15 protein-coding genes are annotated in these 17,670 nt (G+C 59.9%); 8 read left to right on the forward strand and 7 right to left on the reverse strand.

The genetic code is table 11. The features are described from left to right. Nucleotides 1-201 precede the first annotated feature (201 nt). The 5 genes from AC07XF_RS02585 to AC07XF_RS02605 all read right to left on the reverse strand — a co-directional run bounded on the left by AC07XF_RS02585 (nt 202) and on the right by AC07XF_RS02605 (nt 5,569). A complete protein-coding gene (locus AC07XF_RS02585; protein ID WP_218504220.1) occupies nt 202-1,299 on the reverse strand; it encodes a polyamine ABC transporter substrate-binding protein in 1,098 nt (365 codons plus the stop codon). Between the two features lie 206 nt (nt 1,300-1,505). Continuing rightward, on the reverse strand, nt 1,506-2,390 hold the full coding sequence (locus AC07XF_RS02590; protein WP_495025268.1) for an ABC transporter permease subunit: 885 nt from the start codon (nt 2,388-2,390) through the stop codon (nt 1,506-1,508). Beyond that, nucleotides 2,387-3,301 (reverse strand): ABC transporter permease subunit, encoded by a 915-nt coding sequence (locus AC07XF_RS02595; protein WP_495025269.1) that lies wholly within the window; start codon nt 3,299-3,301, stop codon nt 2,387-2,389. Before AC07XF_RS02595 ends, AC07XF_RS02590 begins: the two co-directional genes overlap by 4 nt. Beyond that, a complete protein-coding gene (gene potA, locus AC07XF_RS02600; RefSeq protein ID WP_007982155.1) occupies nt 3,298-4,440 on the reverse strand; it encodes a polyamine ABC transporter ATP-binding protein in 1,143 nt (380 codons plus the stop codon). Before potA ends, AC07XF_RS02595 begins: the two co-directional genes overlap by 4 nt. Nucleotides 4,441-4,807: 367 nt before the next feature. Next, the gene (locus AC07XF_RS02605) at nt 4,808-5,569 is read right to left on the reverse strand and encodes a gamma-glutamyl-gamma-aminobutyrate hydrolase family protein (RefSeq protein WP_495025270.1); all 762 of its coding nucleotides are present in this window, start codon (nt 5,567-5,569) and stop codon (nt 4,808-4,810) included. Between the two features lie 283 nt (nt 5,570-5,852). Here AC07XF_RS02605 and AC07XF_RS02610 point away from each other — a divergent pair, with 283 nt between their 5' ends. From AC07XF_RS02610 to AC07XF_RS02630, 5 genes are all read left to right on the forward strand, one after another. Beyond that, nucleotides 5,853-7,229, forward strand: coding sequence for a glutamine synthetase family protein (locus AC07XF_RS02610; RefSeq protein ID WP_495025271.1), 1,377 nt, complete (start codon nt 5,853-5,855; stop codon nt 7,227-7,229). Between the two features lie 194 nt (nt 7,230-7,423). Further along, the gene (locus AC07XF_RS02615; protein WP_495025272.1) at nt 7,424-8,914 is read left to right on the forward strand and encodes an aldehyde dehydrogenase; all 1,491 of its coding nucleotides are present in this window, start codon (nt 7,424-7,426) and stop codon (nt 8,912-8,914) included. Nucleotides 8,915-8,966: 52 nt separating this feature from the next. Next, nucleotides 8,967-10,265: an NAD(P)/FAD-dependent oxidoreductase gene (locus AC07XF_RS02620; RefSeq protein WP_495025273.1), complete on the forward strand. Its 1,299-nt coding sequence runs from the start codon at nt 8,967-8,969 to the stop codon at nt 10,263-10,265. A gap of 413 nt (nt 10,266-10,678) precedes the next feature. After that, on the forward strand, nt 10,679-11,227 hold the full coding sequence (locus AC07XF_RS02625; protein WP_007982140.1) for a cupin domain-containing protein: 549 nt from the start codon (nt 10,679-10,681) through the stop codon (nt 11,225-11,227). Nucleotides 11,228-11,779: 552 nt separating this feature from the next. After that, nucleotides 11,780-12,583, forward strand: coding sequence for a hypothetical protein (locus AC07XF_RS02630; protein ID WP_495025274.1), 804 nt, complete (start codon nt 11,780-11,782; stop codon nt 12,581-12,583). A gap of 33 nt (nt 12,584-12,616) precedes the next feature. On the opposite strand, the gene AC07XF_RS02635 is transcribed toward AC07XF_RS02630, so the two are convergent. Continuing rightward, nucleotides 12,617-13,360, reverse strand: coding sequence for a hypothetical protein (locus AC07XF_RS02635; protein ID WP_495025275.1), 744 nt, complete (start codon nt 13,358-13,360; stop codon nt 12,617-12,619). A 190-nt stretch (nt 13,361-13,550) separates the two neighbouring features. Further along, nucleotides 13,551-13,787 carry a hypothetical protein gene (locus AC07XF_RS02640; protein WP_007998498.1) on the reverse strand — a complete coding sequence of 79 codons (237 nt, stop codon included), beginning with the start codon at nt 13,785-13,787 and terminating at the stop codon, nt 13,551-13,553. A gap of 310 nt (nt 13,788-14,097) precedes the next feature. Between AC07XF_RS02640 and AC07XF_RS02645 the strand changes: the two genes are divergently transcribed. From AC07XF_RS02645 to AC07XF_RS02655, 3 genes are all read left to right on the forward strand, one after another. Beyond that, on the forward strand, nt 14,098-14,544 hold the full coding sequence (locus tag AC07XF_RS02645) for an anti-virulence regulator CigR family protein (RefSeq protein WP_495025276.1): 447 nt from the start codon (nt 14,098-14,100) through the stop codon (nt 14,542-14,544). Nucleotides 14,545-14,642: 98 nt separating this feature from the next. Continuing rightward, entirely contained in the window at nt 14,643-15,131 is a 489-nt protein-coding gene (locus AC07XF_RS02650; RefSeq protein WP_495025277.1) for a hypothetical protein, read from the forward strand. 450 nt (nt 15,132-15,581) lie between these two features. Further along, nucleotides 15,582-17,501, forward strand: a complete 1,920-nt coding sequence (locus AC07XF_RS02655; RefSeq protein WP_495025278.1) for a tyrosine-protein phosphatase — start codon at nt 15,582-15,584, stop codon at nt 17,499-17,501. Nucleotides 17,502-17,670 lie beyond the last annotated feature (169 nt).

Below are 17,670 nucleotides of genomic sequence, written 5' to 3' on the forward strand. Positions count from 1 at the left end.
AGCCGAGGGAGCCAGGTGAGGCCGTTCTACTGCAGGAGAGGCAGCGGTGGTAAGGCGCTGCGTGAACGGAAAGTGTTGAACACCACCGATCAACTGTGGGAGCGGGCTTGCTCGCGAAAGCGGTATACCAGCCAACATCAATGTTGAATGTGATGGCCTTTTCGCGAGCAAGCCCGCTCCCACAAGGGTTGGTGGCGTGAATTACTGGCCGAGTTTCACCTTGGTCCAGCCTCGGGTCATGATCCGCTGGATGGCGATCGGCTGATCGGGAACGGCATAGAGCGTGGCCATCACCGCTTCCGACGGGTAGGAACCCGGATCGTTGCGGATCGCTTCATCGACCAGTGGCGTGGCCGCCGCATTGGCGTTGCTGTAGCCGATGTTGTTGGTGATGTCGGCGATCACGTCAGGACGCATCAGGAAGTTCATGAACAGGTAAGCGTTCTCGACGTTGGCGGCATCACGCGGGATCGCGAGCATGTCGTAGAAACTGGCGGCGCCTTCTTTCGGGATGCTGTAGTCGATCTTCACCTTGTCCCCGGCTTCTTGGGCGCGGGCCTTGGCCTGCAGCACGTCGCCGGAGTAACCGACGGCCACGCAGATGTTGCCGTTGGCCAGGTCCGAGATGTATTTCGACGAATGGAAGTACGCCACGTTCGGGCGAATCTTCATGAACAGCGCCTCGGCTTCGGCGATGTGCTGTTTGTCCTGATCGTTCACCGGGTAGCCCAGGTAGTGCAGGGCAGTCGGGATCATTTCGGTCGGCGAGTCGAGGAAGCTGATGCCGCAGGCCTTGAGCTTCTCGGCGTTTTCCGGTTTGAACAGCAGGTCCCAGGAGTTGGTCGGGGCGTTGGCGCCGAGCACTTCCTTGACCTTGGCCGGGTTGAAACCGATGCCGATCGAGCCCCACATGTAGGGGATGGCGTGGGCGTTATCGGGATCGCTCGCGGAGGCATTTTTCAGCAGCACCGGATTGAGGTTGTTCCAGTTCGGCAGCTTCGATTTGTCCAGCGTCTGGTAGACGCCGGCCTTGATCTGCTTGGCCAGGAAGCTGTTGGACGGCACGACGATGTCGTAGCCGGATTTGCCCGCCAGCAGGCGCGCCTCGAGGGTTTCGTTGCTGTCGAACACATCGTAGGTCACCTGGATGCCGGTCTCGTCTTCGAACTTCTTGACGGTGTCCGGGCCAATGTAATCCGACCAGTTGTAGACGCGCAGAACCTTGTCATTGGCCTGGGCGCCAGTGGCGATCGCGCCCAATAAGGACAGTGTCAGCAGAGTCCTGCCAAACATTTTCATCGGTACAACTCCATTTCTTTTTTATTCAAATACACAAAACAATCGCAGTCTTGGCACACCCCTTGTAGCAGCTGGCGAAGCCTGCGTTCGGCTGCGAAGCAGTCGTAAAACCCGCGAAATCAGAACCGCAGTGTCTGAATTCACGACTGCTTCGCAGCCGAACGCAGGCTTCGCCAGCTGCTACAAAGCGTGTGTGCAGCAGGCCCTTAGGCCGTCGCTTCTACCATTTGCTTTTTAGGTTGCTGCCAGGATTCGCTGGCGGTCTGGTCCATGGCTTCCTGGATCGCGCGTTTGCGGGTGGCTTCGGCACGGCGGCTGAAGTACCAGACCATGAAGGTCACGATCGACACCGCCAGCAGAATCAGGCTGGCCACGGCGTTGATCTCGGGTTTCACGCCCAGACGTACCGCCGAGAACACTTCCATCGGCAGAGTCGTGGACCCCGGGCCGGACACGAAGCTCGCCAGCACCAGGTCATCCAGCGACAGGGCGAACGACATCATGCCGCCGGCCGCCAGTGACGGCGCGATCATCGGGATGGTGATCAGGAAAAACACCTTGAATGGCTTCGCACCCAGGTCCATGGCCGCTTCTTCGATGGACAGGTCCAGTTCGCGAAGGCGGGCGGAGACTACCACCGCCACGTAAGCGGCACAAAACGTGGTGTGAGCGATCCAGATGGTGACGATGCCGCGCTCCTGTGGCCAGCCGATCAACTGCGCCATGGCCACGAACAGCAGCAACAGCGACAGACCGGTGATCACTTCAGGCATCACCAGCGGCGCGGTGACCAGGCCACCGAACAGGGTGCGACCCTTGAAGCGCGTAACGCGGGTCAGCACGAACGCGGCTAACGTCCCTAGTGCCACCGCCGCGACGGCGGTGTAGCAGGCGATCTCCAGCGAGCGCACCACCGAACCCATCAGTTGCGAGTTGTCGAGCAGGCCGGCGTACCACTTGAACGACCAGCCACCCCACACCGTCACCAGCTTCGAGGCGTTGAACGAGTAGATCACCAGAATCAGCATCGGCAGGTAGATAAACGACAGGCCGAAAATCAGCATGAACTTTGAAAATCCGAAGCGTTTCATCCCCGTGCCTCCATCTCTTTGGCCTGGCTGCGGTTGAACAGCAGAATCGGCACAATCAGGATCAACAGCATCACCACCGCCAGCGCAGACGCCACCGGCCAGTCGCGGTTGTTGAAGAACTCTTGCCACAACACACGGCCGATCATCAGGGTTTCCGGGCCGCCCAGCAGTTCCGGAATCACGAACTCACCGACCACCGGAATGAACACCAGCATGCAGCCGGCGATGATGCCGTTCTTGGCCAAAGGCACGGTGATTTTCCAGAAGCTGTTGAAGGTGCTCGAACCCAGGTCCGACGCCGCTTCCAGCAGGCTCTGGTCATGCTTGACCAGGTTGGCGTACAGCGGCAGCACCATGAACGGCAGATACGCATACACCACGCCGATATAAACAGCGGTGTTGGTGTTGAGGATCTCGATCGGGTGCGACGTCAGCCCGGTCCACATCAGGAACGCGTTGAGCAGACCGTTGTTGCTGAGGATGCCCATCCACGCATAAACGCGGATCAGGATCGCGGTCCAGGTCGGCATCATGATCAGCAGCATCAGCACGTTCTGCGCTTCCTTGCTGGCCTTGGTGATGGCGTAGGCCATCGGAAAACCGATCACCAGGCACATCAGGGTGCTGAACAGCGCGACCTTCAACGAACCGAGATAAGCCGAGAGGTACAGCTCGTCCTGGCCCAGCAATGTGTAGTTGCCGATGTTGAGCAACAGCTGGAATTTCTGCTCGGCGTAGGTGTAGATCTCCGAGTAGGGCGGAATGGCCAGGGCTGATTCCGAGAAGCTGATCTTCATCACCAGGAAGAACGGCAACATGAAGAACAGGAACAGCCAGATGAATGGAATCCCGATGACGAACTTGCGCCCGCTGGGGACCAACCTCAGGAATTGCTGATTGAAGGTTTTCATGCGCGCAGTACCACGCCGCTGTCGTCTTCCCACCACACGTAGACCTGATCGTCCCAGGTCGGACGCGCACCACGGCGTTCGGCGTTGGCCATGAACGACTGGACGATCTTGCCGCCAGGCAGCTCGACGTAGAACACCGAGTGGCCGCCGAGGTAGGCGATGTCATGCACCTTGCCGCTGGACCAGTTGTAGCGGTTGTCCGGCTTGACGGTGCTGACCAGCAGTTTTTCCGGGCGGATCGCGTAAGTGATCGACTTGTCCTGAACCGAGGTGCTGACGCCGTGACCGACGTAGATTTTCTGCTCCAGGTCCGGGCTGTGGATGATCGCGTGACCTTCCAGGTCTTCAACCACGGTGCCGTCGAAGGCGTTCACGTTGCCGATGAATTCGCAGACCATGCGACTGACCGGGGCTTCATAGATGTCGACCGGGCTGCCGATCTGGGCGATCCAGCCCAGGTGCATGATCGCGATGCGCTGGGCCATGGTCATGGCCTCTTCCTGATCGTGGGTCACCATCACGCAAGTCACGCCAACGCGCTCGATGATTTCCACCAGCTCCAGCTGCATTTGCGAGCGCAGCTTTTTATCCAGTGCGCCCATCGGTTCATCGAGCAGCAGCAGCTTCGGACGCTTGGCCAGGGAGCGGGCCAGGGCCACACGCTGACGCTGGCCGCCGGACAGTTGATGCGGTTTGCGCTTGGCGTATTGGGTCATGTGCACCAGGCGCAGCATTTCCTGCACGCGGGCTTCGATTTCGGCCGCTGGCAAACGGTCCTGCTTGAGGCCGAAGGCGATGTTCTGCGCCACGGTCATGTGCGGGAACAGCGCGTAGGACTGGAACATCATGTTGATCGGTCGTTCGTACGGCGGCATGTCGGTGATGTCGACACCGTCGAGCAGAATCCGGCCTTCGGTCGGGCGCTCGAAACCGGCGAGCATGCGCAGCAGGGTCGATTTGCCGGAGCCGGAACCACCGAGCAGGGCGAAGATTTCACCCTGGTGGATTTCCAGGGACACATCGTCCACTGCGGTGGTTTCGTCGAATTTCTTGGTGACGCGATCGACTTTCACCAAGACCTTCTTCGGTGCCTGGTGACCTTCAATAGCCTTCCTGTAAATGCTGGAGGCGTTTGCCATGTGAAACTCCCAACAGGTTTCAGTCGCCAGGCCAACACGGCCCGGCTTAATAGTGGATTGCAAACCCGAGCAGTGCGGTGCTGGTCAATCGGAATGCGGTCGTCCTGTAGGAGCTGGCTTGCCAGCGAAGGCGGCCTGACAGGCAACAATGATGTCGACTGATCCGGCCTTTTCGCTGGCAAGCCAGCTCCTACAGGGTATTGCGCATGCCTGACGGACACTCCGCTCGGGTTAATTCGGCGCCGCCATCCTGGCTGCCTGGTAGTACTTGTTGTTATCGCAGTGTGTTGTTTTCGCGAGCGGCGCACGCAAAAGCGCCTGCCCGCTCGCGGTGGGCCGTTAATTGATCGAATCCGGATTCAGGTCGTCAGCTCGAGTGACGCAGCGCCGCCCGTTGTCGGCAGGCTTCGCCGAACGCCTGGAAAATACTCAAATAAGGAGGGTTGTTCAGGACCTGCCATTCCGGGTGCCATTGCACGCCGAGGGCAAATGCCGGGCTGTGCTCGACGGAGATCGCCTCGATCAGGCCATCGGGCGCGACGGCTTCGGCGCGCAGGCCGGGTGCGAGGCGGTCGATGCCCTGGCTGTGAATCGAATTGACCTGGAACACCGCAGGCAGGTCCAGCGCTTCGAACACACCGCCAGGCTGCGCATTCACCGCATGGGCCGGCGCATATTGCACGGCCAGGTCCGGGTGGTTGGCTTCACGATGATCAAGGAAGCCAGGCAGTTCATGGACTTTCTGATGCAGGCTGCCACCGAACGCCACGTTCATCTCCTGAAAACCGCGGCAGATGCCGAGCACCGGAACGCCAGCTGCGATGGCGGCACGGATCAGGGGAAGGGTGGTGCGATCCCGCTGGGGATCGTGTTCCGTGCCGGGAGCGCTGTCGGGGCCTTGATAGTGGAAGGGTTCCACGTTCGAAGGCGAGCCGGTCAGCAACAGACCGTCGAGCTGCGGCAGCAGGTCATCGATTTCGGTCAGTTCAGCCAGGGAAGGAATAACGACAGGCAGCCCCAGCGCCGCAACGCTGACAGCACGCAAGTACTTGTCGCCGCTGATGTGGTAGGGGTGCAGGCCAATCTGTTTGACGCACGCAGTAACGCCGATCAATGGCTTGAGTGCCATTTTTATCACCTCGAAGTTTCACACTTGAACGAGCTTTTCTGGAGCTTAGCCTTGTTGATTTTAATTAACAACTCTCATGTAAAAAATTCTAAACGCCACACGTCCGATCTTCAGGATTTACGCGTGTTTGAGGGCGTATATGGCACTCTCGTCCTTCTGAGAGGCCCGAAAATAAACGTTGAAAGGCCAGGTGTTCGCTATTGACTTCACTTTGCCTTTCGGATTGACTGGGCTCGTGAAAGGGCGGTGAACATAATAATTAACAGTAAAAAATAGGTGCATCATGTCGGTCCCTCTGCGTACCGTTCAACTCAACGAAGCAAACGCATTCCTTAAGAAATATCCTGAGGTTTTGTACGTCGACCTTCTGATTGCGGATATGAACGGTGTGGTGCGCGGCAAGCGCATCGAGCGCACCAGTCTTCATAAGGTTTACGAGAAAGGCATCAACCTGCCGGCGTCTCTGTTTGCTCTGGACATCAATGGTTCTACGGTGGAAAGCACCGGCCTGGGTCTGGACATTGGCGACTCCGACCGGATCTGCTACCCAATCCCGGGCACCCTGAGCATCGAACCCTGGCAGAAGCGCCCGACTGCGCAACTGCTGATGACCATGCACGAACTGGAAGGCGAGCCATTTTTCGCCGACCCGCGTGAAGTGCTGGCTAATGTTGTGCGCAAGTTCGACGACATGGGCCTGACTATCTGCGCCGCGTTCGAACTGGAGTTCTACCTGATCGACCAGGACAACGTGAACGGTCGTCCGCAATCGCCACGTTCGCCGGTATCCGGCAAGCGCCCGATGTCGACCCAGGTGTACCTGATCGACGACCTCGACGAATACGTCGACTGCCTGCAAGACATCCTCGAAGGCGCTAAAGAGCAGGGCATCCCGGCTGACGCCATCGTCAAGGAAAGCGCCCCGGCGCAATTCGAAGTCAACCTGCATCACGTGGCTGACCCGATCAAGGCGTGCGACTACGCCGTTCTGCTCAAGCGTCTGGTGAAGAACATCGCCTACGACCACGAGATGGACACCACCTTCATGGCCAAGCCGTATCCGGGCCAGGCGGGTAACGGTCTGCACGTGCACATTTCGATTCTCGACAAGGAAGGCAACAACATCTTTGCCAGCGAGGATCCCGAGCAGAACGCCGCGCTGCGACACGCGATCGGCGGTGTGCTCGAGACCCTGCCGGCGCAGATGGCGTTCCTCTGCCCGAACGTCAACTCGTACCGTCGTTTCGGTGCACAGTTCTATGTGCCGAACTCGCCGAGCTGGGGCATCGACAACCGCACCGTGGCCGTACGTGTACCGACCGGTTCGCCGGACGCCGTGCGCATCGAACACCGCGTGGCTGGCGCCGACGCCAACCCGTACCTGTTGATGGCTTCGGTACTGGCCGGTATTCACCACGGCCTGACCAACCAGATCGAGCCGGGCGCCCCGGTGGAAGGCAACAGCTACGAGCAAAACGAGCAGAGCCTGCCGAACAACCTGCGCGATGCACTGCGCGAGCTGGACGACAGCGAAGTCATGGCCAAATACATCGACCCGATGTACATCGACGTGTTCGTGGCGTGCAAGGAAAGCGAGCTGGCCGAGTTCGAGAACTCCATCTCCGACCTTGAGTACAACTGGTACCTGCACACCGTCTGATGGCCAAAGCGGTGTGCGCACTCCTTGAGTACACCGCCAATTAAATGTGGGAGCGGGCTTGCTCGCGAAAGCGGTGGATCAGTCAACACTGATGTCGCCTGACACTCCGCCTTCGCGAGCAAGCCCGCTCCCACATGAGATTGCATTTCAATTCAGTCCGACGACTACTCATTCCCCTGCGTCGAGTCACAACCATGACAATTTCTCGCAGCGACTGGGAGCAACGCTTCCAGTCCCTAACAATCGAAGGTCGCGCATTCATTGACGGCCAATACTGCGCGGCCGCCAGTGGCGCCACGTTCGAATGCATCAGCCCGGTGGATGGTCGTTTCCTGGCCAACGTCGCCAGTACCGATGAAGCCGACGCCAATGCGGCGGTCGCCGTCGCGCGCCGCACCTTCGAATCCGGCGTCTGGGCCAACCTGGCCCCGGCCGAGCGCAAGCGCGTCCTGATCCGTTTCGCCGACTTGATTCTGGCGAACCAGGAAGAGCTGGCTCTGCTCGAAACCCTCGACATGGGCAAGCCGATCAGCGACTCCATGAGCATCGACATTCCAGCGACCGCCAACGCGATCCGCTGGACCGCCGAAGCCATCGACAAGATCTACGACGAAGTCGCCGCCACGCCCCACGATCAACTGGGCCTGGTGACGCGCGAAGCGGCCGGCGTGGTCGGGGCCATCGTGCCGTGGAATTTCCCGCTGATCATGGCCAGCTGGAAATTCGCCCCGGCCCTGGCGATGGGCAACTCGTTCATCCTCAAGCCTTCGGAAAAGTCCCCGCTGACCGCGATCCGCATCGCGCAGCTGGCACTGGACGCCGGCATCCCGAAAGGCGTGTTCAACGTCCTGCCGGGCTACGGTCACACCGTCGGCAAGGCGCTGGCGCTGCACATGGACGTCGACGTGCTGGCCTTTACCGGCTCCACGGTGATTGCCAAGCAGCTGATGATTTACGCCGGGCAAAGCAACATGAAACGCGTCTGGGCTGAAGCGGGGGGCAAGAGCCCGAACGTGGTGTTCGCCGACGCGCCGGATTTGCGCGCGGCAGCACAGGCTGCGGCCAGTGGCATCGCCTTCAACCAGGGCGAAGTCTGCACCGCCGGTTCGCGTCTGCTGGTGGAGCGTTCGATCCGCGAGCAGTTCATTCCATTGTTGGTGGAAGCCCTGCAGGCCTGGAAGTCGGGCCATGCGCTCGATCCTGCGACGACAGTCGGCGCGGTTGTCGACCAGCGTCAACTGGACAATGTGTTGCGCTACATCGGTATCGGCAAAGAGCAGGGCGCTGAACTGATCGCAGGCGGCACTCGCACCCTCGAAGACACCGGTGGCCTGTACGTGGAACCGGCTATTTTCGACGGCGTGACCAACGCCATGACCATCGCCCGGGAAGAAATCTTCGGTCCGGTGCTGTCGGTCATCACCTTCGACACGGCTGAAGAAGCCCTGGCGATTGCCAACGACAGCATCTTCGGCCTGGCCGCAGGCGTGTGGACCAGCAACCTGAGCAAGGCCCACACCTTCGCCCGTGGCTTGCGTGCCGGCAGCGTCTGGGTCAACCAGTACGACGGTGGCGACATGACCGCACCGTTCGGCGGGTTCAAGCAGTCGGGTAACGGTCGGGACAAATCGCTGCACGCGTTCGACAAGTACACCGAGCTCAAAGCGACCTGGATCAAGCTCTAACAACAATAAAGCGGCGGTCGCCGGCAACCTGCGGCGGCCATCGGAGAAATTTATGAAACACAGCTCTAGTAATCAACAGCATGTAAACAGCTACTACGCTGCCACCCGCAACTTCACCGGCGATTTTCCGGTGCTGGAAGGCGCGGTGGACTGCGACGTCTGCGTGATCGGCGCCGGCTACACCGGCCTGTCCTCGGCGCTGTTCCTCGCCGAGGCGGGCTACAGCGTGACCGTGCTCGAAGCGGCCAAAGTCGGCTTCGGCGCCAGCGGTCGCAACGGCGGCCAACTGGTCAACTCCTACAGCCGTGACGTCGATGTCATCGAAGAGCGCTATGGCGACAAGACCGCCGAAGTCCTCGGCAGCATGATTTTCGAAGGCGCCGACATCATCCGTCAGCGCATACAGCACTACGACATCCAGTGCGATTACCGTCCCGGCGGCATCTTCGCGGCGATGAACAAGAAACAACTCAAAGGCCTGGCCGAGCAGAAAAAGAGCTGGGAGCGCTACGGCAACAAGAACCTGAAAATGCTCGATGCGGCCGACATCAAGCGTGAAGTCGGTTCCGATGCCTACGTCGGCGGCTTGCTGGACATGCAGGGCGGCCACATTCACCCGCTGAACCTGGCCCTCGGTGAGGCTTCGGCGATCATCGGCCTGGGCGGCAAGATCTACGAGCAATCGGCGGCAGTGGAAATCAGCTACGGCGAGCCGATCACCGTGCGCACTGCCAAAGGCGTGGTGAAGGCCAAGTACCTGCTTATCGCCGGCAACGCCTACCTGCCGCAGGGGCTCGACAACCGCGTGACCAGCAAGAGCATGCCGTGCGGTTCGCAGATCGTCGTTACCGAACCGTTGTCGGAAAAACAGGCCCGCAACCTGATCACCAACAACTACTGCGTCGAAGACTGCAACTACCTGCTCGACTACTACCGCCTCACCGTTGACAACCGCCTGCTGTACGGCGGCGGCGTGGTCTACGGCGCGCGTGAACCTGACGACATCGAACAACTGATCCGCCCGAAAATCCTCAAGACCTTCCCGCAACTGAAGGACGTGAAGATCGACTACCGCTGGACCGGCAACTTCCTGTTGACCATGTCGCGCATGCCGCAATTCGGTCGTATCGAGAAAAATGCCTATTACATGCAGGGCTACAGCGGACACGGCGTCACTTGCTCGCACCTGGCCGGCAAACTGATCTCGGAAATGATCCGTGGCGACGCCGAGCGTTTCGATGCTTTCGCCTCGCTGCCACACATGCCGATGATCGGCGGGCGCACCTTCTCGGCGCCGTTGACCGCCCTCGGCGCCGTGTACTACTCGCTGCGCGACCGTTTCGGCATCTAAGCTTTACCTCGCCGGCGGCGTCCCCAAAAGGATGCCGCCGGATTTTTAATACCTGAAACACCGCCGCCCCTCTGTGGGAGCGGGCTTGCTCGCGAAGAGGCCATATCAGCCAAAATGGATGTCGCCTGACACACCGCTTTCGCGAGCAAGCCCGCTCCCACAGGGTGTGCAACTTCATGGCAAACGGCTATTTTTTCTGCCGTTTATCGAACCTGCTGAGCATTACCAACAAACGTGATTTAATAGCCGCCTTTCACGTTTCCGGGACCGGAAAACGGCGTGATCCGCGCCTGCTCTCCACCCCTCCATTATCCTTGTAGGAGCGAAAGCGTTGGTTCAGTCAACATCAATGTTGAAGTTCAGATCGGAATCGCGAGCAAGCTCGCTCCTACAGGTTGGCACATAAGGCTGTCATGGACACGGGCTCACGACTCAAATTAGTACGCGAAAGCTACAAACTGTCCCAGCGCGAGCTGGCCCGGCGTAGCGGCGTCACCAATGCCACCATCTCCCTGATCGAACAGAATCGAGTCAGTCCTTCCGTCAGTTCGCTGAAGAAATTGCTGGAGGGCATCCCCATGTCCCTAGCCGACTTCTTCACCTTCGATCAGCCACCGCGCGAACACCAATACGTCTTCCGCGCCAGCGAACAGCCCGACCTCGGCCGCCATGGCCTGCGCCTGCTGCTGATTGGCGCGTCGGTGCCGAGTCGGCAGATGCGTCTGTTGCGCGAACAATACGCGCCGGGCGCCAGTTCCGGCGAAGAGCCGATTGTGCATTCCGAAGGCGAGGAGTGCGGGTTGGTGACCCGTGGCACGGTTGAGTTGACCGTGGATGGGCAGGTGAGTGTGCTGAATGCCGGGGATGGCTATTACTTCCCGACGACGTTGCCGCACCGGTTTCGCAATATCGGGGCGGATGAGGCGGAGATTATCAGCGCCAACACGCCGGCGAACTTCTGATCAGGACTCTGTAGGAGCCAGCTTGCTGGCGATGGCGTCGGTGGATTTTCATAAGACTTTCGGACGCCTTCGCTGGCAAGCCAGCTCCTGCGGGGCGTCGATTCCTCGGCGACGGCTGACCGCTCGCCGCCGGAGAATGAACAAGCGTCAATAAGAACCCGCAGAAATGCGGGTTTTTCGCAGGCGAGCCGTTATTTGTCTTCAAATGGTCTCTGTGGCGAGGGAGCTTGCTCCCGTTCGGCGGCTCTGCCGCCGTAAACCGGGCGCTACGGTGTGTCTGAGGAAATGAGTTGCAAGGGATGAGGGCCGCTTCGCAGCCCGGCGGGAGCAAGCTCCCTCGCCACAAAGGGACAAGTCCTACAAACTTTTTTCAGACGTCAAGATTGAACGTTCGTCGGATGGCGGGTTGCTACCATCGCAATTGCCTGCCGATATCAACACGGCTGCTACGCTTGGTCGTTGCAGTGCCCGAGCCCCATTCCTGCTCACGCTGCAAGGGTAATCACGGAGTGCGACATCCATTCCTGTCGGCAACCTGCACGGAGGCAGGCGATGGTGATCAAAAGCATGGCCGATTCGACTGCGGCGGGGGTTCCCGAGCCGCTCGATCGGGAAGAAATCGAGCGGGTGCTGGCGCTGTTGCTGGTCAGCCCGTTGTTTGCCAAGTCCAGGCGCATGGGCAGTCTGTTGCGCTTTCTGGTCGAGCACGACCTTCAGGCTTGCAAAACGCCGCTGACCGAACACGCTATCGGCATCGCGGTGTTTCGTCGTGACCCGGCAGTGTATTGCACGGGCGACGATCCGGTGGTGCGAGTGCAGGTGGGACGCTTGCGGCGCAAGCTCGCAGCGCATTACGCCGGCAACGGCCAGCAGGATCCGGTGCGCTTCAGTATTCCACCCGGGTGTTATCGCTTGACCTATCAGCGGCTGTGGCCCAAGGGCGTCGGTACACGCCATCCTGTGGTCCAGATCCAGCCGTTTACCTGCCTCACCCGCGATGGCGATGACTTTACCCGGGGCTTGTGCGAGGAGTTGAGTTGCCGACTGTTCGAGTCGTTCGAGCAGGCGCAGACCGGGACCAATCATGTGTTGATGCGGGTGGCACGCAAAAGCGAGCCGGTACCGGACTTCAAGCGTGGCGGGCGTTACAGCTATTGCCTGGAGGGCAGCGTGCGGGTCGAGCCTTCGCGGGTGCGAGCGTCATTGCGCCTGGTGGATGTGGCGCAGGGGCGGATTCGCTGGTCGGCGCAGTTCGATCGTGATCGACCCTATGGCATCGCCACCCAGGAGGACCTCGCGCAATCGATCTGTCGCTCGCTGACGGGCTACTTCGCCACGGCGGGCAAAGAGGAGTGAAAGGGCAACCGCAAGGTTGCCCCGGCATGACGGTTACACGGTTTTCCACTGACCGCCTTCGTAAAGGCGACCTGCGGTGTTATCGAACGTCAGGTCGATTTCGATCGCCTTGGAGCGTGAGGTACTGAACATGGTGCTGGTCTGTACGTTCTGTTCGAACCACACGAGGATGGTTTCCACCGGGGTCAGCACGGTGTTGCCGGTGACCACCTGGTTTACGGCCACGTAGATTGGCGTACTGACCTGATTGCCATCAATGCCGGTGGACAACTGGTTGACCCCCGGATGAATCGGCGCGTAGTCGTTCACGAAAGTCAGGGAAATGTCCGGGCCACCGGTTACCGCCGGGCTCAGCAGGCCGCTTTCATCGAGTGTCGAGGTTTGCCCCAGACCGATGTTGACGATGTTGGTCGAGACTTTGACTTGTACGTTTTCCTTGAACACGTTGGAGGCGAACAGCTGATACTGCGGCGTCCAGCTGAACTCGTTGTTGCTCAGGTAAGCGTCATAGGACTGCCAGACCACGTTGTAGTCGGCGTCACCCACCTTCTTGGCAAAGCACAGCTTGTAGCCGGACTTCTTCAGCAGCGTCAGGTCGCCGGCGGCGATTTCGATGGTGACGGTTTTTTGCGAAGCCGCCAGGGCCGACCTCAGTACCCGGCCGTAATCTGCCGCTTTCAGTTGCGTTGGCGTTGCACCCATGATCGACTTGACGGCTTTTTGCACTTCATCGTGAAGCTGCTGGCTGTGTTGGCTGACAGCGATTGATTTGCTCATGGTTTCCCTCTTCCTTGGTGGTGTGTTGGACAATCAATGGGCTGCTGGCGCCTGGCGCTGTAGTCCATTGACGGCTTCACTCTAGGGTCGAGGGGCAGGGCGGCTAAGTGTCTTGGTGTTACAAGCGGGTATCGGGGTTGTATCAGGGGCTGAGTCAGCGGGGCAGCCGATCGGCCACCCCGCCTTGACATCAGGCGGCCCGGGCATCGGCCCAGACGAAGCTCCAGCTGGTACGCTTGCCCTTGGCGATCTCGATCAGCTTGTTCTCGTACACCGTGTGATTGACCACACCGGTGTAGGTCAGGGTGCGGGCGGCATTGGTCCCGGTGACCTCGCCCGGCTTGCCGCCGGACTCGACCATGGCTTTTTTCATGTCGGCTTCCGACGGGGCGCTGCTCTGGTTTTTTTCAACTTTGACGAAACTCATGATTCACCTCTTCCGTGATGGGGGGATCGGTGCCAGCGCGGGCCGACAAGTCGACGACCCTGTTCCACACCGACGGCCATACTCTATTGGCCAGTTCGGCGACGCAGAAGTGACAAGTGCGGCGCTGAGGTAACAATCGGGAAACAGCGCCACGCATTGAAGTATCTGCGACGTATCAAGCGTGGATTCACATCGAAGAAGGTTGCGACGTCACTTCTCGATAAACCCGCGAATCGCCGCAATGGTCTGCGTTGGCGCGTCAATAGCGTCTAAATTTCAGAGAATCTTCCCCACCACGAAGGAACGACTCATGTACAAGTCTCGATCGTTGATTGCAGCAATCACCTGTTTGACCCTGATCAGCGGCTCGGTAACGGCGCTGGCCGACCCCGGTAACGGCCAGGGCAACGGGAAGGCCAACCATGGCAACCAGGGCGGTCATGGCAACAAGAACAAGAATTCCGGCGGCGGGGACTGGAGCAATGGCCCGAGCATCAACCGGGGCAGCGTGCTCGAGATCATTGGCGTGAATACGGGCTACTGGAGCCCAGGGCCTGCTTTGCCACCGGGTATTCAAAAGAACCTTGCCCGAGGCAAGCCGCTTCCACCCGGCATCGCCAAAAAACTGGATGGCCGACTGGTCGGCAGACTGCCCCACTATGATGGCTACGAATGGCAGCAAGTCGGCACGGATCTGATCCTGGTTGCGCTGGCGACCGGGCTTGTCTATGAAATTCTCGACGGTGCGTTTGATTAACGTGTGGATGGCAGCCTGGCCGTCTGTCGTCGAGCGTGAACTGACGGGTTGATATCGCGTCATACGTCACGCGATATCAACCACCTACGGAAGCAATCATGCTTTTTAAAAACAAGAGTCTCGTTGCTGTAATGTCATGCGCCATGATGCTTGCAGCCGCCCCGTTACTCCCTGATGGCCTGTCGATCATGGGGTCCGCGTATGCGAAGGACGGTGGTGGTCACGGCGGTGGTGGAAATGGTGGTGGCAATGGCGGTGGAAACGGTGGCGGAAACGGCGCTGGCCACGGCGGCGGTATGGGTGGCGGACACACCGGTACAGGCCACTCCGGCAGTAACGGCCGCGGTAACGGGCTGGACAGCGACCATGCTGGCAAATCCGTGCGCGACCATGGCGTCAGCGGGAACCATTTCGGTAGTGAGCGCAATGATGATAACGGTCATGGCACCACGACCTCAGGCCTCGCTCATTCCAAGGATACTCGCGGTATCTCCAAGGCCAGGGCTATTTCGGCCTCGACGCCAGGTGATCACAACACCAAAGGCTTGAGTAAAACCGGACTGTCGACCTCGAAAAAAACCCATTGAGTTCGCGGTTGTAGAAATCAGTTCGGAAAAGCCAAAAAACCGCTGAGACGCGTAATGCTGTTCAGTTAAGGATTCTGTAGGAGCGAGCTTGCTCGCGATGGACTCAAGAGCGCTGCGTTTAGTCAGTAAACACGCGGCATCGTTAACGACTATCGCGAGCAAGCTCGCTCCTACAGTGGATCATTCTCGCTTAACTGAACAGCATCACGCTGAAAGGCGGGTTTTTTGCAACTGGAATTTGATCGCCGGACATGGCGCAGCTCGCTTCCCACCCGGCATATCATTCATTTGCGGCAGCAAAGTTGGCCGCACAACGGGCACTGCACGGACAGAAAACGAGCCACCCGGACACATCGCGCAGTGATTTGCCTTCGCGGGCGATTTGTCATGTTCAGCGTCATTTCAATGTAGATATTAGTCAGCCCAACGCGATTTCAATGAGGCTGCACTGTGTTCCAACGACTTGTGTGTTCGCTGTCCGTTTTGAGCCTGTCCATCGCTGCCGCCCAGGCTGCCGAGACTGTTCCCCTCAATACCCCGCGCCTGAAAAGCATCGACAACTTCCGCGATGTTGCAGGTCTCACCACCGCGTATTCCACCACCAATGACGGCACGATGCGTGGCGGGGTGTTTTACCGATCCAATGCGCTGACCCCGTCGGCGGCGGATCTGGCGACCCTGAACGGCCTGGGCATCAAGGCCGTCTACGACCTGCGCACGCCCAGCGAGATCGCCGCCACGCCTGACAAAATGCTCACTGGCGCGACGTACACCAACATCGACATCATCGGCGGCTCCACGTCCGGCGCGAACGTCACCAACATCGCGTTCCACAGCGCTGCCGAAGCCACTGCCATGATGCAGGACACCAACCGTGATTTCGTCAGGAACGCGGGGATGCGTAGCGAGTTCAAGCAACTGTTCGATGAGCTGGCCGCGGTCGACGGTGCCGCGCTGTTCCATTGCACCGCCGGCAAGGACCGTACGGGCTGGACCGCCGCGGTGCTGCAAAGCATCGCCGGGGTCGACGATGCCACCATCATGAGCAACTACCTGGCGACCAATGACTACACCGCCGCGCGTATCAAGGCGACCCTGGCAGTGATGCCACCGGGCATGGCAACCATCTACGGGCCGTTGATCGGTGTGGAGGCCAGTTACCTGCAAGCTGGCCTGGACCAGGTGACCGCGCAGTACGGCACGATGGATAACTACCTCAAGCAAGGCCTCGGCCTGTCCCAGGAAACCATCTACGTGCTGCGCGGCAAGATGGTGTTCTACAACAGCCTGCCTGGCGCGGCGGACCTGGCCGGCAACGCCGCGGCCGGCGCGCGGTTGTTGCAACAACTGCAGAACAGCAACCTGTCGGGCACCTACAGCGCCTACAACTATTACCTGCAATCGGCCATTGATGCGCGCAGCCTCGGCGGCGTCGAGTCCACCGTCGGCGGTCAGGTGCACGCCGACGCTGCCAGCTACCTGCTGCGCCAGGGCGCGATGATCGAACAGGCGGCCGCGCCTTTCACCAGCGGAACGGACCTCAAGGCCGGGCAATATCGCCTGTGGAGTACCGCCCTGGCGGGTTATCTGGGCACCGACGGCTCGTCTCAGGCCTCCAGCAGCAACGAGCATAGCCAGGGCATGATGATTGGCCTGACCCAGCGCTTTTCCGAACAGCTCAGTGCCCATGCCGGTTTCGGCTACAGCAGTGGCAACGTCGGTGGGGCGGGTGGCGAGGCCGATACCGACCTGACCTTCTTCAGTGTTGGCGCACGCTTCGCACCGAACGGTCTGGAGCGTGGCCTGTTTGTGGATGCCGATGCCAGCGCCGGCTATCTCGATTACGAGAGCAAGCGTGAACTCGGTGGTGGCTTGGGCACGGCCAGGGGCGACAGCCATGGCAACCTCACCGGCGCGACCCTGGCACTGGGTTACCGTGTGCCGCTGAGTGGCGTGACCCTTGAACCGAGCCTCGGGGTACGGGTCAGCCACGTCAATCTGTCGGGCTTCCAGGAAAAAGGCAGCGAACTGGCCCTGGACGTCGACGGCATCCACCAGACCCGCAAGAGCGCGGTGGCCAACCTCAACGCATCATTTGCACCTGTCGGCGTTGGTGCCTGGCAATTGGTGCCGGGCGTGCAAGTGGGTTACGAGCATGTGTTGGGCGACCATGAAGTCGACAGCGAAGGGCACTTACTGGGCCTGGACATTGAACAGCAAGCCGCCTTCGACAACCGGGACCAGTTCACCGGTGGCGTCAACGTCATGGCCAACCTTGGACCGTGGAGCGTGGGTGCGCAAATCGGCGCCAGCGGTGGCGGCGACAGCCATGGCTTCAATGGCGGGCTGAAGGCCAGTTATCTGTTCTGACCATCAGATTAAAACAATCTGTAGGAGCGAGCCTGCTCGCGAAGACGGACTCACAGCCGACGATGAGAGTGGCTGACCTTCCGCTTTCGCGAGCAAGCCCGCTCCCACATCTATGGATACCCCCATTTCTGCAATACTGTTTTCGATGCGTGTTTGGCTTGCTTTCATC

Source organism: Pseudomonas sp. GW821-FHT01C01, from assembly GCF_059422645.1.